Source organism: Brevundimonas variabilis, from assembly GCF_014199945.1.
In the GTDB taxonomy this organism is placed as follows: Bacteria; Pseudomonadota; Alphaproteobacteria; order Caulobacterales; family Caulobacteraceae; genus Brevundimonas; species Brevundimonas variabilis.
On record NZ_JACHOR010000001.1, the window covers coordinates 428,800 to 450,619 of the forward strand.

Sequence of the window (21,820 nt, forward strand, 5' to 3'; positions counted from 1 at the left end):
TCGAGCGTATTCCAGGTCAGGACGTTCAGGCGTTGAGCCAGGTCCGGATGATGAAGGCCACAACCCCCAGGGCAGCGACGCTCATTGTCCAGATCGCCGCCATCCACAGGAGTCGTTTCCAGAGCGGAGCCTCTTCCATCAGTGATACCCGTGCGTGCCGACCTTGCCGCGAAAGACCCAGTAGGCCCAGGCGGTATAGGCGAGGATGATGGGTACGATGATCACGGTCCCGACCAACATGAACATCTGGCTGGATGCGGGCGCGGCGGCATCCCAGATCGTGATCTGGTCTGGCACGATATAGGGGAAGAGGCTGATCCCGAGGCCCGCAAAGCCCAGCAGGAACAGGCCGAGCGCGATAGCGAACGGCAGACGTTCGGAGCCCCGGTTCAGGCTGCGGAAGAAGAAGACCCCCGCGATCACGACCAGGATCGGGACCTGGGCGGTCAGGAGGACGCCCGGCAGTTCGAACCACCGTTCCCAGTAGGCATAGTCGAGGAAGGGCGTGGCGGCGCTGACGGCGGCCATGCCGCCAAGGGTCGCAAAGCCGAGAATGCGCGCCAGGCGCACGGCATGTCCCTGCGCCGTGCCCTCGACCTTCCAGATCAGCCAGGTCGCACCGAGAAGGGCATAGCCGGCGACGACACCGATCCCTGTCAGGAGACTGAAGGGCGTCAGCCAGTCGAGCCAGCCGCCCGAATAGGCCCAGCCTCCGGCCTCGACGCTCTCGACGACGCTGACGCCCTGAAGGATCGCGCCCAGGATCATCCCCTGTGCCATCGCAGCGACGACCGAGCCAACAGTGAAGGCGACGTCCCAGAGGGCGCGGTGCCGCGGATCACGCCACCGGAACTCGAAGGCGACCCCGCGAAACACCAGACCCAGCAGCATGGCGATCATCAGCGGATAGGTGGCGGGCAGGATGATCCCGTAGGCCAGGGGAAAGGCCGCGAACAGCCCCCCGCCGCCCAGCACCAGCCAGGTCTCGTTGCCGTCCCAGACCGGGGCAATCGAGTTCATGGCCTGATCCCGTTCCTCGCCGACGGCAAAGAAGGGAAACAGGATGCCGATCCCGAGATCGAAGCCGTCCATGACGACATAGGCGAAGACGGCGAAGGCGATGATGAAGGCCCAGATGACCGTCAGATCGAGTGCATAGGTCATGGCTTATTCCGCTGGTCGGGGTGCGCCGTCGAGCGCGGAGGCGGGCGTGATTCCGGCGGACCGGATCGGCACTTGGGGCGGCTCGGTCTCGTGGGCCTGGGGCGTGTGACCCATCAGCTTCAGGAGATACCAGGCCCCCGCGCCAAAGACGGCGAAATAGACGATCACGAAGGCAATCAGCGAGGCGGCCACGGCCGGGGCTGCGAGCGGCGAATGGGACTGACCGGTCAGCAGCTGTCCATAGACCGTATAGGGCTGCCGCCCCACTTCAGTGGTGATCCATCCGGCGATTACGGCAACGAAGCCGGTCGGTCCCATCAGAATGGCGAGCCTGTGCAGCAGGGGCCAGTCATACAGCGATCGACGGGCACGGGCGATCAGGCTGATCACCCCGAGGCCCAGCATCGCAAACCCCAGACCGACCATCACGCGGAAGGACCAGAAGACAATGGCGACAGGCGGCTCACGGTTGTCCGGAATGGTGTCGAGCCCGGCCAGCGGCGCGTTGGGGTCATGCTTCAGGATCAGGGACGAAGCCTTCGGGATCTCGATGGCATAGTCGACGCGCTTCTCGGCGCTGTTGGGGATGCCGAACAGGATCAGCGGCGCGCCGTCGGGGTGGCTTTCATAATGGCCTTCCATCGCCATGACCTTGGCGGGCTGGTGCTCCAGCGTGTTCAGGCCGTGCAGATCGCCGGCGAAGATCTGGATCGGCGCGACGATCGCGGCCATCCACATGGCCATGGAGAACATCTTGCGGGCGTAGGGGTTGGTTCTGTCCTTCAGCAGGTGCCAGGCCCCGACAGCTCCGACCACCAGCGAGGTCGTCAGGTAGGAGGCGATCAAGGTGTGCAGCAGCCTGTAGGGGAAGCTGGGGTTGAAGATGATGTCCAGCCACGAGCCTGCTGGGACGAACTGGCCTGCCGCATTGATCGCGAAGCCGGTCGGCGTCTGCATCCAGCTGTTCACGCTGAGGATCCAGGTCGCCGAGATGAAGGTGCCCAGGGCGACCATGCAGGTCGCCACGAAATGCAGCTTCCTGCCGACCTTGCTCATGCCGAACAGCATGACCCCGAGGAAGCCGGCTTCGAGGAAGAAGGCGGTCAGGACCTCATAGGCCATCAGCGGGCCGAGCACGGGCCCGGTCTTCACCGAGAACACCGACCAGTTGGTACCGAACTGGTAGGACATGACGATGCCGGACACCACACCCATGGCAAAGACCACGGCAAAGATCTTCAGCCAGTATTTGAACAAGTCCAGATAGACGCTCTTGCCCGTCTTCAGCCAGAGCCCTTCCAGCACCGCCAGATAGCTGGCGAGACCGATCGAGAAGGAGGGGAAGATGAAGTGGAAGCTGACGGTAAAGGCGAACTGTATGCGGGCAAGAATGACGGGATCGAGGTGATCAAACACTGTTGGCTGTCCCAAAAAACGCGCCCGCGCTCTTCCAGAGCATATAGGCTGCGACGACGAAGATGAGGATCGAGAAGACGGTGGTCAGCAGGCCTGTTGTCCCCGACAGCTTCCTGGCCGCGAGCGCACCGCCAAAGCTGCCAGCCAGACCGCCGAGTATGAAGATACCGGCGAGAGGCCAGTCGATCAGTCCGGAGAAGGCGTAGTTGAGGGCTGTCGTCAGACCGAAGGCCGTCACGGCGACGAGCGAAGATCCGATGGCATTCAGGATCGGCATCCCTGTCGAAGCGACCAGGCCAGGCACGATCAGGAAGCCGCCGCCAATCCCGAAGAAGCCGGAGAAGACCCCCGTGCCGAGGCCGAAGCCCAGCACCTTGGGCGCATTCTCGCGATTGCACTCCGCGCCCGGATTGCCGACGTCGCCGCGCCCACGCAGCATCAGGACGCCAACGACGACCATGACGATGGCGAAAAGGAACAGCAGCTTCTCGCCGTCGAAGGCCTTGCCGACCGTCGACCCTGCAAAGGCCCCGGCTACACCGGCTCCGGCATACATGCCGGCGCAGCGCCATTTCACCGTGCCGTTCCGGGCATGATTCATGAGTCCCGCCGCTGCATTGGCTGCAACAGCCAGGGCGCTGGTGCCGATGGCGACATGGGGACTGGGTACGCCGACCAGATAGACCATCAGCGGAACAGCCAGGATCGACCCGCCGCCGCCCACCAGCCCGAGCGTGAACCCCACTAGTCCGCCGGACAGCGCACCGAGCAGATACTGGATGGGCTCGAGGGTCATGCCGCGTCCCGATGCTGGGGCTGGGCCATCCACTCATGGCCCTTCAGCATCCCGTTCCAGTAGATCCAGGGCAGGGCTTCGGACTTCAGCAGCCAAGACAGGCGCTGCGGCTTGGTGCCCTCGATAATCCAGCTGGGGAAGCTGGGCAGCAGCTTGCCGCCATAGCCAAACTCGGCGAGCAGGATCTTGCCCCGCTCGACCGTCAGGGGACAGGAGCCATAGCCGTCGTAGATAGCCGTCGGGGCCTTTCCGGTGAGGACGGCAATCAGGTTCTCGGCCACGACCGGAGCCTGTTTGCGAGCTGCCGCCATGGTCTTGGCATTCGGAGTCGATCCGCCGTCGCCCAGGCCAAAGACATTGGCGTGGCGGGCATGCTGAAGACTGGCCTGGTCGACATCAACATAGCCCGCCTCATTGGCAAGCGGACTACGCGCCACGAAGGCCGGAGCCTTCTGCGGGGGCGTCACGTGGATCATGTCGAAGGACTTTGTGACCTCGCCCGCCTTCTCCCTGAAGGTGGCGGTGCGGTCGGGACCGTTGACGGCGATCAGGGTCGACTCGAACTGCAGATCGATGCCGTAGCGATCGACATACTCCATTAGCGGCGGCACGAACTCCTTCACGCCGAACAGGACGGCGCCCGCGTTGTGGAACTGGACGTCGATGTCCTTGAGCGCGCCAGTCCTTAGCCAGTGGTCGCACGACAGATACATCGCCTTCTGCGGCGCACCGGCGCATTTGATCGGCATGGGCGGCTGGGTGAACAGGGCGGTCCCGCCCTTCAGCTTCTGCACCAGTTCCCAGGTATAGGGGGCGGTCTCGTAGCTGTAGTTGGAGGTGACGCCGTTCCGGCCGAGCGTCCCGGGCAGGCCGTCGATCGCGGCCCAGTCCAGCATGTTTCCGGGTGCCACGACGAGTGCGCGGTAGCCGACCGCGCTGCCGTCCTCCAGCGTGACCTGGTCGCGTTCCGGTTCGAAGCTGGCGACTGCACCCTTGATCCAGCGAACGCCCGCCGGGATCACCGACGCCTCGGCCCTTCGTGTGTCCTTCACGTCGAATACGCCGCCGCCCACCATCGTCCAGCCGGGTTGATAGTCGTGGGTCTCGCGCGGCTCGATCACGACGATGTCGAGGCTCCGATCGCGTTCGAGGAGAGAGGCAGCCGTGGCCAGGCCGGCCGAACCTCCGCCGACAATGACCACATCGGCACGCCCGGGCTGTGCGCCTGTCGGTGCGGTCATCCGGGTCTCCAGCCGGGGGCGCAGGGCTGAAAGATCATAGCCCGCCCCTGCGGCGGTCGTTATCAGGGCGTCCGCCGATTGAGCTCCCACCTGTGACAGGGCCCACAGCGTCGTCGAGCGCGTGCCCGTGCGGCAATAAGCAAGAACCGGTCCCTCGAGCTTCATCAGGGCTTCGGCCATGCTGGCGGCGTCACCGTCGCTGATCTTGCCGCCGACCGTCGGAACATGGGCAAAGCCCATGCCATGGGACGCGGCGAGCGCCTGCATCCGGGCCGCCGTCAGCTGTCCTGGCTCCTCGTCGTCCGGTCGATTGTCGATGATCGCACGAAACCCTTCCTGTGCGGCCTGGGCGACGTCTGCCTCGCTGAGCTGTGGCGAGACCGAGAGGGAGGGGGTGAGGGCCTTGAACGGCATGGCGATCGTCCTTGATCGGGGATGTGCGGGTGAGGCTCAGCGGCGACGGCGGCGCGTGGACAGGCCGAACGGCATGTAGGCCGGGCAGGTCGCAGTCAGGCTGGTCAGCAGGAGGACAGCGGCCACGGCTCCGAGAACCAGGGCGAGGGTCCCGCCGATGAGTCCCAGTCCATAGGCGCCGATAACGGCCGCGACGGCGGCAAGCCGGATGACCCGGTCAAGCGTTCCCATGTTCTTCACGGCGAATGTCCTTGGGTAAAAGGGGTGCCGGCGCGGCCGATGCGACCGCGCCGGGTTACGACATCAAGCGGCGATCGGACGGGTCGAGAAATACCAGTCCGTGTATTTGAAGCCCTCGCCTTCACGGGCATTGGCGGCGTCGACGGTCTTTGGAGGCGAGACGATCGCGTCTTCGCCCGGTTGCCATCCGGCGGGGGTCGCCACGCCATTGGCGTCGCTCGTCTGTATGGCGGTGACCAGTCGGACGATCTCGGGGATCGAGCGGCCGTTGCTCATAGGATAATAGAGCATGGCGCGTAGGATGCCTTCGGGGTCGATCACGAAGGTCGCGCGAACCGCTGAGGTGTCGCTGGCTCCCTCATGGATCATGCCGTAGGCGCGAGCCACGTCCATCTTCAGGTCTTCGATGATCGGGAACGGGATCTCGACGCCGAACTTCTCGGCGATGTTCCGTGTCCAGGCGATGTGGGAAAAGATGCTGTCGATCGACAGGCCCAGCAGTTCGCAGTTCTTCGCCTTCAGCTCGGCCGCGACCCCGGCGAAACCGATGAACTCGGTCGTGCAGACGGGTGTGAAGTCGGACGGGTGCGAGAACAGCACCAGCCACTGACCCTTGTAATCGGCCAGCGATCGGTCGCCATGTGTGGTCTTTGCCGAGAAGTTCGGAGCGGGTGCGTTCAGGCGCGGCAGGCCGATAGCGGATTGTGTATCAGACATTGGATGTCTCCAGTTGGGGCTGCTTCGCCGGAGTGGCGGGCAGCAGGCGGTGCAGGATCATCCCGCCCAGCATTGCCAGGACGAAGATGGCGGCTGGGACAGGGGCGATGGCCAGGTCTGCAATGGCGGGGCCGGGGCAGAGGCCGGCGACGCCCCAGCCGATGCCGAACAGGGCAGCCCCGCCGATCAGGCGGGGGTCGAGATCGCGCGCGGTGGGCAGGGTAAACCGCTCGGCCGCCATCGGCGTCGGCATCCGCTTCTGGATGCGCCAGGCGATGGCCATCGGGATCAGGGCACCGCCCATGACGAAGGCCAGGGTGGGATCCCAGGCACCGAACAGGTCAAGGAAGCCGCGCACGCGCTGGGGATCGGCCATGCCGGATACAGCCAGACCGGCACCGAACAGGGCCCCGGCGACCAGGGTGACGGCGATCTGGCGCTTCATTGACCCAGCCCCATCGCGTTCATGGCGGCGACCGTCGCGAACCCCGTCAGCATGAAGGTCGCCGTTGCGACCAGCGACCGGGCCGACAGTCGTGACATGCCACAGACACCGTGTCCGCTGGTGCAGCCGCTGCCCAGCCGCGTGCCGAACCCCACAAGCAGGCCTCCTATCAACAGGGTGACGACGCCCTGCTCGAACCGCGCTTCGACAGGTCCAAGGATCAGAGCCACGAGCAGGGCGCCGAGCGGCAGGCCGACCACAAAGGCGATCGACAGTGGCCGGGGCGCGCCATCGACGGTAATGCCGGTTGCCCGGGCTGCCAGACCGCTGACGCCGGCGATGCGTCCTAGGCCCAGCAGCATGATGGCCGAGGCCGTGCCGATCATCAGTCCGCCGATCAGCCCCTGGAGCGGCATGGCGTTGGCAAGAAGGTCACCCATCACAGCACGTCCAGCGGGATCTTGAGGTAGCGGGTGCCGTTGGACTCAGGCTCGGGCAGGTGCCCGCCGCGCATGTTCACCTGGATGGAGGGCAGGATCAGCTTGGGCATGGACAGGGTGGCGTCACGGGCATCGCGCATGGCCACAAACTCGTCCTCGCCGACGCCTTCATGCACATGGACGTTGCCCGTGCGCTGGGCCCCGACCGTGGTCTCCCAGGCAAAGGTGTCGCGTCCGGCGGCCTTGTAGTCGTGGCAATGGAACAGGCGCGTGCGCTCGGGCAGGGCCATCAGTCGACGGATCGAGCGGTAAAGCTGGCGGGAGTCGCCGCCGGGGAAGTCGGCGCGCGCGGTGCCATAATCCGGCATGAACAATGTGTCGCCTGTGAAGACGGCGTCGCCGATGACATAGGCCAGGTCTGCCGGCGTGTGACCAGGCACGTGAAGCGCGATGGCCTCAAGCCCGCCGATCCGGAACCGGTCGCCGTCCTCGAACAGCCGGTCGAACTCCGACCCGTCGCGAGCGAACTCGGTACCCTCGTTGAAGATCTTTCCGAAGACATTCTGGACGTGGATGATCTCGCGACCGATCGCCAGCTGACCGCCCAGATGAGCCTTGAGATAGGGCGCTGCCGACAGGTGGTCGGCATGAGCATGGGTCTCCAGCAGCCAGGTGACCGTCAGGCTCTCGGCCTTCACATGGGCGATGATGGCGTCCGCCGAGGCGAAGGACGTTCGGCCCGCCGCTGCGTCATAGTCCAGAACACTGTCGACGACGGCGGCTTCGCGGGTCACCGGATCATGGACGACATAGCTGACCGTATTGGTCGGCTCGTCAAAGAACGCCTTTACCTGCGGAGCCTGCCCCGCGCCGCTCCAGGCCTGCTCGATAATCGTCGTGGCGATGTCCAGGTGGGTATCGGTCATGGCGGCCTCCGGCCGGTCAGGGATTGAATGGTCGCTCATGGTCAGCGAGCCCCGATCGTCAGTGAGGAGCAGACACGAGGGCCCGCCATCGTTCGTTGACGCAGATCAACACTCGGCCGGCGCTGTCTGACGGATCTCGAAATCCAGGGACGGTCAAGGGCAGGGGTCACTTTCACTTCGCCTCAAACTCATGATTACAATATCTGTGTAATCGTGTATATGAGTTGCGTCAACCCCGCTGTGATGCCAACGAGACAAGATGATGGATCTGCCCGCTTCCGCCGCCACCGCTGGCCAGCGCCCGCTGCGCATGGGCGATGTCGCCCCTGACTTTCAGGCCCGCTCGACCCTGGGCCCTGTGAAGCTGTCGGACTATCGAGGCAGATGGCTGGTCTTCTTTTCGCACCCGGCGGACTTCACCCCGGTGTGCACCAGCGAGTTCGTCGCCATCGCCAAGGCTGCAGAGGCCTTCGCCGCGATGGATTGCGGGCTTCTGGGACTGTCCGTGGACAGCCTCTATTCACACCTGGCATGGGTCCGTGCGATCCGCGACGGGTTCGACGTCACCATACCGTTCCCGATCGTCGAGGACCCCTCCATGGCGATCGGTCGCGCCTACGGGATGATCGAGCCGGACTCGCCCGATTCATCTGCCGTTCGGGCAACCTATTTCATCGATCCCGAAGGGGTCATCCGTGCCATGACCTGGTACCCGCTCAACGTCGGCCGCTCGGTCGACGAGATGCTGCGCATGGTTGCGGCGCTTCAGCGGACAGCCGGAGGCGATGCCCTTGCTCCCGAAGGATGGCGTCCGGGCGAGGACCTTCTGGCGACGGCACCGCAAGATCAGGCGGGGGTCCTCGCGGGTAGCAACGGGGCATGGTTCTGCCGCACGGAGGCGGACGGCCAATGACACTCTATGCCTCGCGTCCCGCCGCCGATGCTGCTGCCGAACGGCTCAAGACCTACGCCCAGCCCCAGCGCCTGATGATCCTCTCCCGCCTGATCGAGGGCGAACGCACAGTCAGCGAGATCGACGAAGCAACCGGCATCGGTCAACCGGCTTTGAGTCAACAGCTGGCCGAGTTGCGACGCGCCGATGTGGTCAAGACAAGGCGCGAAGCCAAGCAGATCTACTACCGCCTGGCCGACGACAATGTGATGGTCTGCGTGAAGGGCATTGAAGCGATGTTCGGTGGCTCTCGCGACGCGGCCGCCGCACTGTCATTTGCTATTTCCAGCACGCCTGCCCCGCCGACGCCTTCGAACACGCCCGGTGCCGCTGCTTTTGCACGCATTTCATAGACGCCAGAGCGTTTCTCAAAGCGGACGCTTGCAATAGCCAACATTGGCAGGAAACGGACAGCCGTTCGCTTGCCAAATGTGGACCTTCTGAAGGTCGCCTAAAAAAAAAAGGGGGGGGGGACCGCGGAGCTGACCATGGCAGCGCGTCCCAACACCGCCAAACTCCAGGATACTGCTCCTGCTGGCAAGGCGACACTCGCAGGCTTTTGCTCCCCTCGTCAGTTGGTGACGAAGGGAACTATGAAACACAGCCTAGCGGGACTGACGGAGCCGCTCCCTAGAGGCGTATTGCCGCTCTTAGCGATCGCCATCGTCGGAGGCGATCTGGCGAACATCGCTACGACGCCTTGTTCCCCGTGTTTACGCTTGTTGGCCTGGCCCTAGCGGGCGGCTTCGGTGCCAAGGGCGGCCCCGCCGGCACGCTCAAGGCCGTCTTGCGCGCACCTTTCGGGGGGCTTTCGCCCGGGGACTTAGCGCCGGAATAGGCCATCTGTTCGGCACCGACATTTAGCGCAGCTATACGCCAACCCCGTCAGTCTTCGTCGGTTTCCACGGCCTCGCCGCCGTCTCCGCCTTCACCAGACCCCTCGTGCGCGCCCCGGACGACAGCCTGCGGGTCTAGCGGCCTTGACGGCCGCCTGTCGCCGCTGGTGATAGACCGCACCGGAGCCACGTTGTGCTATCCCGATTGCAACCGGTTGCATCGTCCGCTTCGCATTTGCGGTGTGCAAAAGAAGTAGGACCGAGTTATCAGATTGATCGAACCGTCTTGCTGCTACGCAAAAACATGCGAAGCGCTGAGAGCCGAAAGTTGATACTACTCTCGGCGATCGCCTCCGCGCGAACTCAGCGGTTCGCCGCACTGCTGGAGGCGATGCTCACGAAGCCCACGTCTAAACCTCACGCAACGTGTAAGAGGATTGACGAGAGGACGAAGCCAAGTCCGCCTAAGCGCCGCGCTCCATTAGCCCTTGGATGATGGTCCAGAATTCAGCTCGCATAAGCTCACGAGCATGGAGCATAGGCAGGCATTACCGCCGGCAAAATGTCTCTCTCGCGCGCACTAGGTGTAGAGTGTTGGAAAAAGAACCTCAGCCGAAAAAACTGTGCCTTTTTGCAACGGAGTTGCACGTTGGTGCACTTGCGAAATCGACCGTTACCGGCTTGCCGTGCGATGGCAGCGAGTTTGGCAAAAGCGCGTGTAAATCCTGTGTAATCGCCTCGGTGAGGGCCGATTATTGTTGGAGGCTGATGGTGCTCTTGTGTGACTACCTGAGCCGGATAGACACTAGCCTGCGTCGGGCGCAGGGGTGTCTGAGGGTATGTGGGTGATCTTGAGTTAACATGCCTCCAACGCACTCAAAATCCGGTTCCGAAAGGAGTGTCGGTTCGATTCCGACCGCCCGCACCAAGTCTTTTCCGGCATCGGGTGGCGGAGATATCCGGTTCATCTGCTCCTCTCTGGGCATATCCACGGATCATGCTGGCCGCGCATTCCGCCATAGCCTTCGAGCGTGACGCGAGACTTCCTGACAGGCTCTGACCTCAGGACTTCCGTCGCCTCGAGCGCAAGGACGAAGCATCTCGGGTCATCAGAATATCCCCATAGACGCCGGCGGCTCCGGCCACCGACAGGGACAGGACCCCGATTGTGCCGGCTTGCAATCGCGCCCAGTTCGCCGGCAGGCCCGAGCCGCCTTCGACCAGGCTGGTGCGTCCTGATTTCAGGCTGGCCCAGAATAGCCAGCTCAGCAGGAACACGGCGGACAGCAGAGCGATCGCATAGAACAGGGACTGTGCGGGGCCCAGATCAAGATCAGGCGCGGCGATCAGGATCATGTTCCCGAAAGAGAAGGTGAACAGACTGCTGGACCCGATGAACGCGACGCCCGACCCCAGCCTTACACGTCGCACGTCGTAGGCCTCGAGGAAGGCCCAGGCCAGAAGGGTTGCCGCCAGCGACCCGAGCGCGAAATAGATCGGATCGTTGCCATTGCGGTAGGTCATTTCGATCAAGGCCTGGACTGGCTCGGCCAGGGGCGCATGCCATGGCCAGAGGCTCGCAACGACACCAGAAAGAACGAATGCTGCGCCTGCAAGCCGGAGTCTCGCCCAGGCGCGGCCACGCCCGACCTCCTTCAGAAGTGAGAGCGCAAGCCGCCCCAGCACCATGCCATAGATCACGAGCGTCAGCCCGTGCAGCAGGGAAGGACCGCCTGGCCCCTTTCCGCCGCCATAGACAAAGCCGGCGGCAAAATCGAGATAGTTGCCTCCGAACAGATAGCCCGGCGGGACACTGATAACGGGCAGCCATGGATGAAGAAGGTGAAGGGCAACCCCTGCGATGCAAAGGGACACGAGGCCGGAACGACGCCGTGACAACCAGAGGATCAGCGGCGCGACAGCCAGGATCACGGCATAGAATTTGAGAATGTCGGAGAATGGCGTGACACCAATCAGGAGTGCGCACCTCAGAGCGTAGCCCGCTGAGAAATCACCCACGGCGACATGCAAGGCGAGGGCCAGCACGTAAAGCACATAGCACTGAAGCGCACGCGACAGCAGCTTCAGGATGACCGCCTCAAATCCCTGTGTCGCAATCTGCCTTCGATAGACGATTTCGAGCATCGAGCCGAACAGGCAGATGAAGATCGGAGTTGCCAGTCCCATCGCGAGGCGGGCAAGCTGCATTGCAGCCGTATCGCCCCAGTGAAAGGCGTCTGCTGCGGTCAGGGCGTGGCTGGCCATGGCCCCAAGGATGGCCACCGACCGCAACAGGTCTATGCCCAGGATACGCGCTTTCGTCTGCATGGAGTTCCTGGCCCAGGCTCAAGCGACCCCACGGCCTTTTCGGCCGGGCCACTCACTCCCGAGCGCATTTGAATTGGGCTACGTGGCCCCGGGACCTGGTGCAGGCTGGGACTGTCTGTCTGCGCACCGCCAACTCAGGCCGGACGCGATCGCTTCTTTGTTGAACGGCGACATCCCGGACCGGGTCGCCTGGCTAGACCACTGAACCATAAGGTTGCGTAGTCACCGAAAGCGACCATCACAAGGCCAGGTCGCACAATTGGAAGCCTGAATTACAGATAACAGGCAAAACACTGTCTTTCAGAATATTTTGTCCACAGGCTCTCGTTAAGCTTGTCAGATTTCATTCGCTGCCGAGCGGCAAACCCAACCTGCCCGAGAACAACCCGTGACAGCCGCATCCGTCTCTGATTTCAGGGTGGATCCCGACGACCTCAGGCGCGAGCGGCTGCGCGCTGCGGCGACGACATCCGAAAGACGCTGCGAACTGAGGCGATCAATGACGTTGGGGGCCGTGGGCGCATCCAGTGTGCCTGATCGGCGAGATCAGCGGTTCGACCCCGGGATCACGAACCGGCGGTCGACGAGCCGTTCGCGTTGATCAGGAGGGCGCTGCAATAACCTGTAACGCCCCGTCCGGCAGCGGGCGCTGCAGGATCTTCGCCTCAGACCAGGGGGCCCGCATCCAGACATCGCGTTCCTCCTCGGTCGTCAGGATCACGGGCATGGCCTTGGGGTGGACGGCACCCACTTCGGCATTGGGCTCGGTCGTCAGGAAGCCGAACAGGTCGATCGTCTCCAGCCCCGTCCTGATCTTGCGCACCCCCGTCCAGGCCGGATGATACAGGCCGGCAAAGACCCCGACCGGCTGGTCCTCGCCCAGGGCGAACCAGACCGGCCGGTACTTGCCCACGGCGTCCCGGCCCGGTTCGCTGAAGGCGGTGAAGGGCACGAGGCACCGGCTGGCGGGCTCCAGATGCGATTTCCAGTGGCTGGAGGCCGTGTTGCGGACATTGGTGGTGCCGCCGTCGGGCTCCATCCGCAGGATCTCCGCAAACCCCTCGGCGTCGATCGTTTCGCCCTTGGCCCGGCGCTTGTCCGCACGCTTCGACGCATTGTCGAGGATCAGCTTGCGCGACGACGTCAGCCCCCAGCGCGCCATCACCAGCGCACGCGTGCCATCCGCCTCATTGCGGACGATCGGGGCCGGATAGTCGGGATATAACTCCCCCGGCTGCAGGTTTCCCGCCCCGTTCGTCATCGCCCGCGCCAGATCCAGGATCGCCGCCGGCCCCTTGCGATAGCTGTAGAGATTGCACATCCAGCCATGGTGACAGCAGATGTCTCGGATGGGGAGTCGGCAGGAGGGACACCTGATGGACCGCCTCGCGATTCAACCTCGCGCCCTTGTGGGACATCGTCAAATCATGTTGCATCGCAGCATTATCTGGCCGTCCCCGGTTGCGGCTGTCATCTTCAGCCGCCATCTGACGCCGATGACAGTGTCCTCCACGCGTTCGATCCCCAAGGGCCCCGGCTTCCCTGAGTTCGTGTGTCTGATCGCGGCGATGATGGCGCTGAATGCCCTGGCGATCGACGCCATGCTGCCCGCCCTGCCGGCCATCGGCGAGGCGCTGGGGGTGGCGAACGAGAACAGCCGGCAGTGGGTGATCACCGCCTATCTTCTGGGGTTCGGCGGGGCGCAGCTGATCTATGGTCCGCTGGCTGATCGCTATGGTCGCAAGCCGATCCTGATGGTCGGACTGGGTCTCTATATCGCCTTCAGCGCGGCCGCCGCCCTGGCCCCGACCTTCGAGACCCTGATCATGGCCCGGATCGGGTGCGGACTGGGCGCTGCGGCCTTGCGAGTCCTCGCCGTCTCCATCGTCCGCGACCGCTATTCGGGACGCCAGATGGCGCGGGTCATGTCGCTGAGCTTTCTGGTCTTTCTGGGCGTGCCCATCGTCGCCCCGGCGGTCGGCCAGCTGGTCCTGACCGTGGCCCCCTGGCCGTGGATCTTCGGGGTTCTGGGTCTGGCGGCAAGCGCCTATCTGGTCTGGGCGTTCCTGCGCCTGCCCGAAACCCTGGCCGAGGCCGACCGGATGCCGATCCGCTTAGGCCGGATCCGGGCCGCCTTCCGCGAGGTCGTCACCAGTCGCATGGCCATGGGCTATACCCTGGCGATGACGGCCATCACCGGGGCCCTGTTCGCCTTCATCAACTCCTCACAGCAGATCTTCTTTGACGTCTTCCTGGCCCCGGAACGGTTCACGACCGTGTTTGCTGCCATCGCAGGCGGCATCGCCGTAGCCTCGCTCCTGAATGCCCGGCTGGTCGAGCGTCTGGGCTCGCGGCTGATCTCGCATGCTGCGCTTCTGGGCTTCATCGTCATGGGGGCGATCCATGCCGCGGTCGCGCTCAGTGGCCACGAAACGATCTGGACCTTTGCCGTCCTGCAGGGGCTGACGATGTTCTGCTTCGGCCTGATCGCCGGCAATTTCGGCTCCATGGCCATGGAGCCCATGGGCCATATCGCCGGGACGGCCTCCTCGGTCCAGGGCTTCATCCAGACCATATTCGGATCGCTGGCCGGCTTCTTCATCGGCCAGCAGTTCGACGGCACGGTCGTGCCGATGACGGTCGGGATCACGACCTGCGGCGGACTGGCCCTGCTGTTCGTCCTGCTGGCCGAGCGGGGTCGTCTGTTCGTGGCCCGCAGCCGCCCTCAGGTCGTCACGGCCTGAAACGGATCCGCCTGCGGACTTGATCTTTCGGCCCGGCCTGTGCGTTGTCCCCGCGATCGTCCAGTCCGGAGTACCCGATGACCCGCCCAGCCACCCTGATGGTGTCCGCCCTCGCCCTGCTTTCGGCTCTGGGAGGATGCGCGAGCCTTTCCGCATCGGGGGCCGACATGCCTGCCCTGCCGGCCTCCGCAACGGCTCCGGTCGACTATGTCCGCGACATCCACTCCCACGCCCGGCCCGAGATCGCGCGCGTCACCCATGTCGATCTGGACCTGAATGCCGATTTCGAGGCGAAGACCCTGTCGGGGACCGCCGGCCTGGACATCACGGCCAAACCGGGGGCCAACGAGATCGTCCTCGATGTCCGCAATCTCGACATCCGTGATATCACCGACGCCGCAGGACAGCCGCTGCAGTATGTCGTCGGCGACGACGATCCGATCTTGGGGCGGCCCCTGACCGTCCGCTTCCCGGCCTTTGGCCCGGGCGAGACGCGCCGGATCGCCATCCGCTACGCCACCCGCCCGGACGCCGCCGCCCTGCAGTGGCTGACCCCGGCCCAGACGGCGGGCGGAGCGTCGCCCTATCTGTTCAGCCAGGGCCAGGCGATCCTGACCCGCACCTGGGTCCCCACCCAGGACAGCCCCGGCATCCGCCAGACCTATTCCGCCCGCATCACCGTGCCCGACAAGCTCAAGGCCGTGATGAGCGCCGAAATGCTGACCCCGAACGGCGAGCCCGCCGGGCCGGGTCGCACGGCTTACCGCTTCCGCATGACCAACCCGGTCCCGCCCTATCTGATTGCGATCGGCGTTGGCGACGTCGCCTTTGCTTCGCTGGGGGCCCGGACCGGTGTCTGGACCGAGCCGAGCCGTCTCGCCGCCTCCGCCGCCGAGTTCACCGAGGTCGAGGCCATGGTCGAGAAGGCCGAGGGCCTCTACGGCCCCTATCGCTGGGGCCGCTATGACCTGCTGGTCCTGCCGCCGTCCTTCCCGTTCGGCGGGATGGAGAACCCGCGCCTGACCTTCGCCACGCCGACCATTATCGCCGGCGACCGCTCGCTGGTCAGTCTGGTGGCCCACGAACTGGCTCACTCCTGGTCGGGCAATCTGGTGACCAATGCCACCTGGTCGGACTTCTGGCTGAACGAGGGCTTCACCGTCTATTTCGAGAACCGGATCATGGAGGCCGTCTACGGCCCGGATCGCGCGATGCAGGAGGAGGTGCTCGGCTGGCAGAGCCTGCAGTCGGCCATCGCCGACCTGCCCGCCCCCGACACCCGGCTCAAGCTCGACCTCGACGGGCGAGATCCCGACGATGGCATGACCGACATCGCCTATGAAAAAGGGGCGGCCTTCCTGCGCACCATCGAGCGCACGGTCGGGCGCGAGGCCTTCGACGGCTGGCTGCGCGGCTATTTCGATCGCAACGCCTTCCGGCCCATGACGACCGAGCTCTTCCTCGCCGACATCCGCCAGCACCTGATTGGCGGCGATGCTGCGCTTGAGGCCGAGCTGCAGATGGACGCCTGGATCTACCAGCCCGGCCTGCCGTCCAATGCCCGGACTCCGGTCTCGGCCGCCTTTGCACCGGTCGATGCTGCGGCGATCGCCTTCTTCGCCGACAAGGGCCCGGCCTCGGCCATCCCCTGGTCCGGCTGGAACACCCAGCAGCGCCAGCGCTTCCTGAACTGGCGTCCGGCCAGCCAGGCCAGCGGCGCAAGCTGGCTGACCCCGGCCCAGCTGGCGGACCTCCAGGCCACGCTGAACCTGGACAGTGAGGGCAATGCCGAACTGGTCTTCGCCTGGCTGCAGGTCGCGGTGGCCCATCGCTACCAGCCGGCCGTGCCGACGCTGGAGCGGTTCCTCCTGACCCAGGGCCGGCGCAAATTCGTCCTGCCGCTGTTCACCGCCCTCTGGGCCGAGGGGGACTGGGGTCGCCCGCTTGCCACCCGCCTGTATGCCCAGGCCCGGCCCGGCTACCACCCGGTCACGACCGGCAGCATCGATGCCGTGGTGGGGGTGCCGCGCGGCTGATCCGGCTTGCGGGCGGCACCGGCTCAGGTAAACCGCCCGCATGTCCTCCCCCGATTCTCCCGAAGGCCAGCTGGTTGGCCGCGTCATCGCCATGCCCGCCGACACCAATCCGGAGGGCGACATCTTCGGCGGCTGGCTGCTGGCCCAGATGGATGTCGCCGGAGCGACCCCCGCCTTTGCCCTTGCCGAAGGCCGCTGCGCCACGGTGGCGGTCGATGCCATGGTCTTTCACCAGCCGGTCTCGGTGGGGGATGAGGTCTCGATCTATGCCCGGGTGATCCACACCGGCCGCACCTCGATCCGGGTCCATGTCGAGGCGTGGAAACGCCCCCGCGCCGCCGAAAGCGTCATTCGCGTCACCGAGGGCGTCTTCACCTATGTGGCCATCGGCGACGATCGCAAACCCCGTCCCCTGCCGACCGCACCGGCCTGATCCCTTTCGGCCGCACGGTGTTGCGTGCCCCCTTCCCCTGCGTCACAACGCCCGCAACGATCGCCCACAAGATCGACGTCCGGGAGCCGAAATGACTGTAACCTTTGCCGATATCCAGGCAGCTCAGACACGTATCGCCGGTCAGGTCGACCGCACCCCCGTCCGCCATTCCCGCCGCCTGTCCCAGCTGACCGGGGCCGAGGTCTGGGTCAAATACGACAACCTGCATTTCACCGGCAGCTTCAAGGAGCGCGGGGCCCTGAACCGCCTCAGCCAGCTGACGCCCGACGAGCGCCGGCGCGGTGTCGTCGCGGCCTCGGCCGGCAACCATGCCCAGGCCCTCGCCTATCACGGCGGACGGCTGGGCATCCCGGTCACCATCGTCATGCCCGAGGGCACGCCCTTCACCAAGGCCGACGGCACCCGCAGCCACGGCGCCACCGTGGTCATCAAGGGGGCCGACTTCACCGCCTCGACCCAGGAAGCCCATCGCCTGCGCGACGAACACGGCTTCGTCTTTATCTCCGCCTTCGACGACGCGGGCATCGTGGCGGGCCAGGGGGTCTGCGCCATCGAGTTTCTGGAGGACGCGCCGGATCTCGACGCCCTGATCATCCCGATCGGCGGCGGCGGGCTGATCGCGGGCTGTGCCATCGCGGCCAGGGCCATGAAGCCCGACATCCGCATCTTCGGCGTCGAGGCGGCCATGTATCCATCCTTCGCCGCCCGCCGTCGGGGCGAGGCCCCGAAATGCGGCGGGGCGACCATCGCCGAAGGGATCGCCATCAAGGCGGTCGGCGACATCCCCTTTGCCCTGGCCGACCCGCTGGTCGAGGATGTCATGGTCTGCGAGGAGGCCGATTTCGAAAAGGCCGTCGCCTTCTATGCCACGCTGGAAAAGACCGTGGCCGAAGGGGCGGGGGCAGGCGGGCTGGCGGCCCTGCTGGCCTATCCCGACCGCTTCCGGGGCCTGAAGGTGGGCCTTGTCCTGTGCGGCGGGAATATCGATGCCCGCATGCTGGCCGTGGTACTCAACCGCGAGATGGTCCGTGAACGGAGATTGATCGTCTACCGGATCCTGGGCGACGACCGGCCGGGTATGCTGTCGGCCATGGCTGCGGTCATTGGCGGGCTTGGCGGCAACATCATCGATGTGGTTCACAACCGCCTCGCCCTTGACGTGCCGGCCAAGGGTGCCGAGTTCGACATCATGGTGGAAACGCGCGATAGCGCCCACGCTGATGAAATTGGCCAGGCGTTGAAGGACCAGGGATATGCGCTACGGATGGGTTAGAACGGCGGCTGCCGCTGCCATGACACTGGTCCTGGTGGCCTGCGGTGGCGGTGAAGACGCGGCGGCAGGGGGCGATGCGGCCTCCAACCTCGCCGCGGCCGAGGCCTTCCTGACCAAGAATGCGACGGCCGAAGGGATTCAGACCCTGCCGTCCGGCGTGCAGTACAAGATCATCAAGTCCGGCCCGGCGGGCGGTGCCAAGCCCGATGGCAATGATCTGGTTCTGGTCAACTACGAGGGTTCGCTGATCGACGGCACGGTCTTCGACAGCTCTTTCGAGCGGGGCCAGCCCTATGCCACCCATCTGGACCAGGTGGTCCCCGGCTGGACCGCCGCCCTCAGCCAGATGAAGGTCGGCGACGAGTGGATGATCTATATCCCGCCGGCGCTCGGCTATGGCGAAGCCGGTGGCGGGGCCAAGATCCCCTCCAACGCGGCCCTGGTGTTCCGGGTCCAGCTGCTGGATGTGGCCAATATTCCCGGTGCGCCGCGCGGCGGTCCGACCTCGACCCAGGTCTAGGCCGGCAACCGTCCGACCGCCCAGGTCGCCGCCTCCGCGACCACGGGGTCCGGATCCCGGGTCAGCGCATCGGCCACAGGTCGCAGACCTGCATCGCCCGAGTTGCCGATCGCATACAGGACGTTGCGAACAAACCGGTCACGCCCGATCCGCTTGACCGGGTTCTTCGCAAACAGGGCCCGGAAGGCAGCGTCATCCAGCGCGGCGAGCTCGGCCAGCCGAGGTCGCTCCAGCGCCGCACGGGCTTTCACCCGCGTCTCTCTCGCCTCCGCTGCAAACTTGTTCCAGGGACAGACCGCCAGGCAGTCGTCGCAGCCATAGATACGGTTGCCTGTCGCCACCCGGAATTCCTCGGGCCAAGACCCGGCGAACTCGATGGTGAGATAGGACAGGCACCGGCGCGCATCGAGCTGGAATGGGGCCGGAAAGGCCTGCGTCGGACAGGCCTCCAGACAGGCCGTGCATGAGCCGCAATGTTCGGTCTCGGCCGCGTCGGGCGTAATCTCGGCCGCTGACAGGATGACCCCCAGGAACAGCCAGTTGCCGTACTCGCGGCTCAGCAGATTGGTGTGCTTGCCCTGCCAACCCAGACCCGCGCGCTGGGCCAGTGGCTTCTCCATCAGGGGGGCGGTATCGACAAACACCTTGACGTCCTCGCCGGTCCGGGCGGCCACCTGACCGGCCAGGGTCTTGAGCCGGCCCTTGATGACCTCGTGGTAGTCATCCCCCCGGGCATAGACCGAGATATAGCCCGCGCCGGCATCGTCCATCTCGACCAGCGGATCGCCCTCGGGCCCGTAGTTCAGCCCGAGCACGATCGCCGTCCGGGCCCCGTCCCACATGGCGGTGGGATGGCTGCGCCGGGCCAGGGTCGTCTCCATCCAGCCCATCTCGCCATGCCGTCCGGCCTCGACGAAATGCGCGAGTCGCTCTCCGGAATTCCAGGGCTCCGAGGCCGAGGCGAACCGGCAGACCTCGAAACCCAGCTGGGCCGCCTGCTCGCGGATCGCGGGACGGAGATCGTGCGCCGTCATCAGGCCCGCGTCAGCCTCAGGTCCTGATAGTCATAGCTGAAGTCGATATCGGGCGAGACGCCCTTCAGCGTCGCCGTCACCGGGCGGCCATCGACGATGGCGAAGGTGATGAAGGCGTCCTCTTCCCGCTTGTCCGGGAAACGGGTCCGGAAGGTCGCACCATCATAGGGCTCCAGCGGGCCCTGCAGGGCGGGCGTCCGGCTGAACGACAGCCACAGCTCCTCACCCCGCCGCTCGATCAGGATGTCGCCATACCATGGGTCGGTCCATGTCCCGACGTAGTCGTCAAGGCGCAGCGGATGGGGAGCACCGGCGGCCTGTTTGGCATCAATTTCGGCAGCGGCGGCGATCGACCGGACATTGCCCTCGGTCTCCAGCCGCTTCGAATCCGCGATCCAGTCGAACCCGCCCTTGCCCATGACAATGTCGGCAATGCCACTGCGCAGGGTCCGCAGCAGGAAGCTCTCCTCGGCATTGGAGAAGACCGCGAAACCGGTGTTGCGGCCGGGGATCAGGACGGTAGCCGAGATACCGCCGGGCGAGCCGCCGCCGTGGCTGATCAGCCGCTCGCCACGATAGTCCTGCACCTGAAAGCCCATGGCATAGGTGGAGGCAATGGCCCGTCCGGGCAGTTCGGCCGTGGGCCCGGGCGAGGATCCGACGATGATGTTCGGCCGCCACATCTCGCGCGCTGTCGCTTCCGAGAACAGCCGCGTCCCGTCCGGCAGGGCTCCCATGGCCAGTCGCACCGCGATCCATTTGGCCCAGTCCGTCGCCGTGGTGCAGAACCCGCCTGCGGCACCGGCCGAGTCCCAGTTCCAGATGTCGGCAATCGTGTCTGCCAGCACCGTCATCGGGCCCTGATAGCGCAAGGGCGGCCCGACCCGCCCGTGCGGCAGGGCCGACCGCGCCGGATCGGCCAAGGAGGTGAAGGGCACGGTCTCGCTCATACCGAGCCGGTCCAGGATGCGGGTCTGGACGAAGGTCTCCCACGGCATGCCGGAGACATTGGCAATGATCTCGCCGGCCACGACAAACATCAGGTTGCAGTAGTGGTAGTTGGCCCGGAACCCGTCCTCGATCGGCACCTTCGGCACCGCCGCCATGATCTCGGCGCGGGTGCGCGGGCTATTGGGCCAGAACAGCAGGTCACCCGCCCCCAGACCGAACCCGGCCCGGTGGCTCAGGGTATCGCGCACCGTGATCCGGGCGCCGATCACCGGGTCCGACAGGGTGAAGCCGGGAATATAGGTCGCGACCGGCTCGTCCCATCTGACCTTGCCCTCGTCGACCAGGATCGCCAGCGCCGCCGCCGTGACATTCTTGGTGTTGGAGGCGATGGCGAACAGGGTGTGTTCGTCGGCCTGCGCCGCCTCACCCTGTTTGCGGACGCCATAGCCGCGCGTGAGGACCGGCTGCCCGTCCTTGACCACGACGATGCCCAGCGCAGGCTGCTCGGGCCAGGCGGCCATGGCCTGTCGGACAAAGCCATCCACGGCCGTGGCCAGCGACATATCGTCATTGGCGGGCGTCTGGCTCCAGCCCACCGAAGGAACGGCAACGGCCCCCGCAGAGGCAAAAAGGGCGGTCCGGCGGGACAGGCGGATGGACATGGAAGGGCTCCGGCGACAGGCAACGGCCCTGTTATGCCTGCCTTCCCTGCGCGGGTCGACGAGGGATCGCGGGTCGCGTGGGCGGCCGGGACCGGACCTTCGCCTTGAATGCGCCACCGGCATGAACCGCCGGTAATGAAGTGACGAAGATGTAACTACGGTTTGCGGTCCGACACCTGCTACGCGCTCGCCGGAATAAGCGCGTTGTCTGCGTCCGGTTTGTTTTCAGGG

At 65.4% G+C, this 21,820-nt stretch carries 21 protein-coding genes; 7 read left to right on the forward strand and 14 right to left on the reverse strand.

Annotated features, from left to right (window positions below; genetic code table 11):
• Positions 1-25: 25 nt before the first annotated feature.
• The 10 genes from GGR13_RS02020 to GGR13_RS02065 form a co-directional block, all read right to left on the reverse strand.
• Positions 26-139 carry a DUF2474 domain-containing protein gene (locus GGR13_RS02020; protein WP_183211784.1) on the reverse strand — a complete coding sequence of 38 codons (114 nt, stop codon included), beginning with the start codon at positions 137-139 and terminating at the stop codon, positions 26-28.
• Positions 139-1,164: a cytochrome d ubiquinol oxidase subunit II gene (gene cydB / locus GGR13_RS02025; RefSeq protein ID WP_183211785.1), complete on the reverse strand. Its 1,026-nt coding sequence runs from the start codon at positions 1,162-1,164 to the stop codon at positions 139-141. Before cydB ends, GGR13_RS02020 begins: the two co-directional genes overlap by 1 nt.
• Before the next feature lie 3 nt (positions 1,165-1,167).
• Positions 1,168-2,580 carry a cytochrome ubiquinol oxidase subunit I gene (locus GGR13_RS02030; RefSeq protein ID WP_183211786.1) on the reverse strand — a complete coding sequence of 471 codons (1,413 nt, stop codon included), beginning with the start codon at positions 2,578-2,580 and terminating at the stop codon, positions 1,168-1,170.
• Positions 2,573-3,376, reverse strand: coding sequence for a sulfite exporter TauE/SafE family protein (locus GGR13_RS02035; RefSeq protein ID WP_183211787.1), 804 nt, complete (start codon positions 3,374-3,376; stop codon positions 2,573-2,575). Before GGR13_RS02035 ends, GGR13_RS02030 begins: the two co-directional genes overlap by 8 nt.
• On the reverse strand, positions 3,373-5,031 hold the full coding sequence (locus GGR13_RS02040) for a bifunctional protein tyrosine phosphatase family protein/NAD(P)/FAD-dependent oxidoreductase (protein ID WP_183211788.1): 1,659 nt from the start codon (positions 5,029-5,031) through the stop codon (positions 3,373-3,375). The genes GGR13_RS02035 and GGR13_RS02040 overlap by 4 nt, the downstream gene beginning before the upstream one ends.
• A gap of 36 nt (positions 5,032-5,067) precedes the next feature.
• Complete coding sequence (locus tag GGR13_RS02045) at positions 5,068-5,262, reverse strand: YgaP family membrane protein (protein ID WP_183212266.1); 195 nt, start codon at positions 5,260-5,262, stop codon at positions 5,068-5,070.
• 72 nt (positions 5,263-5,334) lie between these two features.
• Positions 5,335-5,988, reverse strand: a complete 654-nt coding sequence (locus tag GGR13_RS02050) for a peroxiredoxin (RefSeq protein ID WP_183211789.1) — start codon at positions 5,986-5,988, stop codon at positions 5,335-5,337.
• The gene (locus tag GGR13_RS02055) at positions 5,981-6,433 is read right to left on the reverse strand and encodes a YeeE/YedE family protein (protein ID WP_183211790.1); all 453 of its coding nucleotides are present in this window, start codon (positions 6,431-6,433) and stop codon (positions 5,981-5,983) included. The genes GGR13_RS02050 and GGR13_RS02055 overlap by 8 nt, the downstream gene beginning before the upstream one ends.
• Complete coding sequence (locus tag GGR13_RS02060; protein WP_183211791.1) at positions 6,430-6,873, reverse strand: YeeE/YedE family protein; 444 nt, start codon at positions 6,871-6,873, stop codon at positions 6,430-6,432. The genes GGR13_RS02055 and GGR13_RS02060 overlap by 4 nt, the downstream gene beginning before the upstream one ends.
• Positions 6,873-7,799 (reverse strand): MBL fold metallo-hydrolase, encoded by a 927-nt coding sequence (locus tag GGR13_RS02065; protein WP_183211792.1) that lies wholly within the window; start codon positions 7,797-7,799, stop codon positions 6,873-6,875. Before GGR13_RS02065 ends, GGR13_RS02060 begins: the two co-directional genes overlap by 1 nt.
• A 259-nt stretch (positions 7,800-8,058) precedes the next feature.
• Here GGR13_RS02065 and GGR13_RS02070 point away from each other — a divergent pair, with 259 nt between their 5' ends.
• Positions 8,059-8,712, forward strand: coding sequence for a peroxiredoxin (locus tag GGR13_RS02070; RefSeq protein WP_246347633.1), 654 nt, complete (start codon positions 8,059-8,061; stop codon positions 8,710-8,712).
• The gene (locus GGR13_RS02075; RefSeq protein ID WP_183211793.1) at positions 8,709-9,104 is read left to right on the forward strand and encodes an ArsR/SmtB family transcription factor; all 396 of its coding nucleotides are present in this window, start codon (positions 8,709-8,711) and stop codon (positions 9,102-9,104) included. The genes GGR13_RS02070 and GGR13_RS02075 overlap by 4 nt, the downstream gene beginning before the upstream one ends.
• 1,545 nt (positions 9,105-10,649) lie before the next feature.
• Here the strand turns inward: GGR13_RS02075 and GGR13_RS02080 are convergent.
• Positions 10,650-11,915 carry an acyltransferase family protein gene (locus tag GGR13_RS02080; RefSeq protein WP_183211794.1) on the reverse strand — a complete coding sequence of 422 codons (1,266 nt, stop codon included), beginning with the start codon at positions 11,913-11,915 and terminating at the stop codon, positions 10,650-10,652.
• A 601-nt stretch (positions 11,916-12,516) separates the two neighbouring features.
• A complete protein-coding gene (locus GGR13_RS02085) occupies positions 12,517-13,236 on the reverse strand; it encodes an SOS response-associated peptidase (protein WP_183211795.1) in 720 nt (239 codons plus the stop codon).
• A 175-nt stretch (positions 13,237-13,411) separates the two neighbouring features.
• On the opposite strand from GGR13_RS02085, the gene GGR13_RS02090 reads away from it, so the two are divergent.
• From GGR13_RS02090 to bamJ, 5 genes are all read left to right on the forward strand, one after another.
• A complete protein-coding gene (locus tag GGR13_RS02090) occupies positions 13,412-14,659 on the forward strand; it encodes a multidrug effflux MFS transporter (RefSeq protein ID WP_183211796.1) in 1,248 nt (415 codons plus the stop codon).
• A 77-nt stretch (positions 14,660-14,736) separates the two neighbouring features.
• A complete protein-coding gene (locus tag GGR13_RS02095) occupies positions 14,737-16,695 on the forward strand; it encodes a M1 family metallopeptidase (RefSeq protein ID WP_183211797.1) in 1,959 nt (652 codons plus the stop codon).
• 40 nt (positions 16,696-16,735) lie between these two features.
• Complete coding sequence (locus GGR13_RS02100; RefSeq protein WP_183211798.1) at positions 16,736-17,128, forward strand: acyl-CoA thioesterase; 393 nt, start codon at positions 16,736-16,738, stop codon at positions 17,126-17,128.
• A gap of 91 nt (positions 17,129-17,219) precedes the next feature.
• Complete coding sequence (locus GGR13_RS02105; RefSeq protein WP_183211799.1) at positions 17,220-18,422, forward strand: threonine ammonia-lyase; 1,203 nt, start codon at positions 17,220-17,222, stop codon at positions 18,420-18,422.
• 19 nt (positions 18,423-18,441) lie between these two features.
• Positions 18,442-18,942 carry a BamJ family beta-barrel-assembly machinery protein gene (gene bamJ / locus GGR13_RS02110; RefSeq protein WP_246347634.1) on the forward strand — a complete coding sequence of 167 codons (501 nt, stop codon included), beginning with the start codon at positions 18,442-18,444 and terminating at the stop codon, positions 18,940-18,942.
• Here the strand turns inward: bamJ and queG are convergent.
• The gene (queG, locus tag GGR13_RS02115) at positions 18,939-19,976 is read right to left on the reverse strand and encodes a tRNA epoxyqueuosine(34) reductase QueG (protein ID WP_183211801.1); all 1,038 of its coding nucleotides are present in this window, start codon (positions 19,974-19,976) and stop codon (positions 18,939-18,941) included. The genes bamJ and queG overlap by 4 nt on opposite strands.
• On the reverse strand, positions 19,976-21,589 hold the full coding sequence (locus tag GGR13_RS02120; protein WP_183211802.1) for a serine hydrolase: 1,614 nt from the start codon (positions 21,587-21,589) through the stop codon (positions 19,976-19,978). The genes queG and GGR13_RS02120 overlap by 1 nt, the downstream gene beginning before the upstream one ends.
• Positions 21,590-21,820 lie beyond the last annotated feature (231 nt).

What these genes read in the sequence shown, in the direction of transcription:
- GGR13_RS02020 (WP_183211784.1), bottom strand. Translation starts at nt 139, where the DNA reads ATGGAAGAGGCTCCGCTCTGGAAACGACTCCTGTGGATGGCGGCGATC.
- cydB (WP_183211785.1), bottom strand. Translation starts at nt 1,164, where the DNA reads ATGACCTATGCACTCGATCTGACGGTCATCTGGGCCTTCATCATCGCC.
- GGR13_RS02035 (WP_183211787.1), bottom strand. Translation starts at nt 3,376, where the DNA reads ATGACCCTCGAGCCCATCCAGTATCTGCTCGGTGCGCTGTCCGGCGGA.
- GGR13_RS02040 (WP_183211788.1), bottom strand. Translation starts at nt 5,031, where the DNA reads ATGCCGTTCAAGGCCCTCACCCCCTCCCTCTCGGTCTCGCCACAGCTC.
- GGR13_RS02045 (WP_183212266.1), bottom strand. Translation starts at nt 5,262, where the DNA reads ATGGGAACGCTTGACCGGGTCATCCGGCTTGCCGCCGTCGCGGCCGTT.
- GGR13_RS02050 (WP_183211789.1), bottom strand. Translation starts at nt 5,988, where the DNA reads ATGTCTGATACACAATCCGCTATCGGCCTGCCGCGCCTGAACGCACCC.
- GGR13_RS02055 (WP_183211790.1), bottom strand. Translation starts at nt 6,433, where the DNA reads ATGAAGCGCCAGATCGCCGTCACCCTGGTCGCCGGGGCCCTGTTCGGT.
- GGR13_RS02060 (WP_183211791.1), bottom strand. Translation starts at nt 6,873, where the DNA reads ATGGGTGACCTTCTTGCCAACGCCATGCCGCTCCAGGGGCTGATCGGC.
- GGR13_RS02065 (WP_183211792.1), bottom strand. Translation starts at nt 7,799, where the DNA reads ATGACCGATACCCACCTGGACATCGCCACGACGATTATCGAGCAGGCC.
- GGR13_RS02070 (WP_246347633.1), top strand. Translation starts at nt 8,059, where the DNA reads ATGATGGATCTGCCCGCTTCCGCCGCCACCGCTGGCCAGCGCCCGCTG.
- GGR13_RS02075 (WP_183211793.1), top strand. Translation starts at nt 8,709, where the DNA reads ATGACACTCTATGCCTCGCGTCCCGCCGCCGATGCTGCTGCCGAACGG.
- GGR13_RS02080 (WP_183211794.1), bottom strand. Translation starts at nt 11,915, where the DNA reads ATGCAGACGAAAGCGCGTATCCTGGGCATAGACCTGTTGCGGTCGGTG.
- GGR13_RS02085 (WP_183211795.1), bottom strand. Translation starts at nt 13,236, where the DNA reads ATGTGCAATCTCTACAGCTATCGCAAGGGGCCGGCGGCGATCCTGGAT.
- GGR13_RS02090 (WP_183211796.1), top strand. Translation starts at nt 13,412, where the DNA reads ATGACAGTGTCCTCCACGCGTTCGATCCCCAAGGGCCCCGGCTTCCCT.
- GGR13_RS02095 (WP_183211797.1), top strand. Translation starts at nt 14,737, where the DNA reads ATGACCCGCCCAGCCACCCTGATGGTGTCCGCCCTCGCCCTGCTTTCG.
- GGR13_RS02100 (WP_183211798.1), top strand. Translation starts at nt 16,736, where the DNA reads ATGTCCTCCCCCGATTCTCCCGAAGGCCAGCTGGTTGGCCGCGTCATC.
- GGR13_RS02105 (WP_183211799.1), top strand. Translation starts at nt 17,220, where the DNA reads ATGACTGTAACCTTTGCCGATATCCAGGCAGCTCAGACACGTATCGCC.
- bamJ (WP_246347634.1), top strand. Translation starts at nt 18,442, where the DNA reads ATGACACTGGTCCTGGTGGCCTGCGGTGGCGGTGAAGACGCGGCGGCA.
- queG (WP_183211801.1), bottom strand. Translation starts at nt 19,976, where the DNA reads ATGACGGCGCACGATCTCCGTCCCGCGATCCGCGAGCAGGCGGCCCAG.
- GGR13_RS02120 (WP_183211802.1), bottom strand. Translation starts at nt 21,589, where the DNA reads ATGTCCATCCGCCTGTCCCGCCGGACCGCCCTTTTTGCCTCTGCGGGG.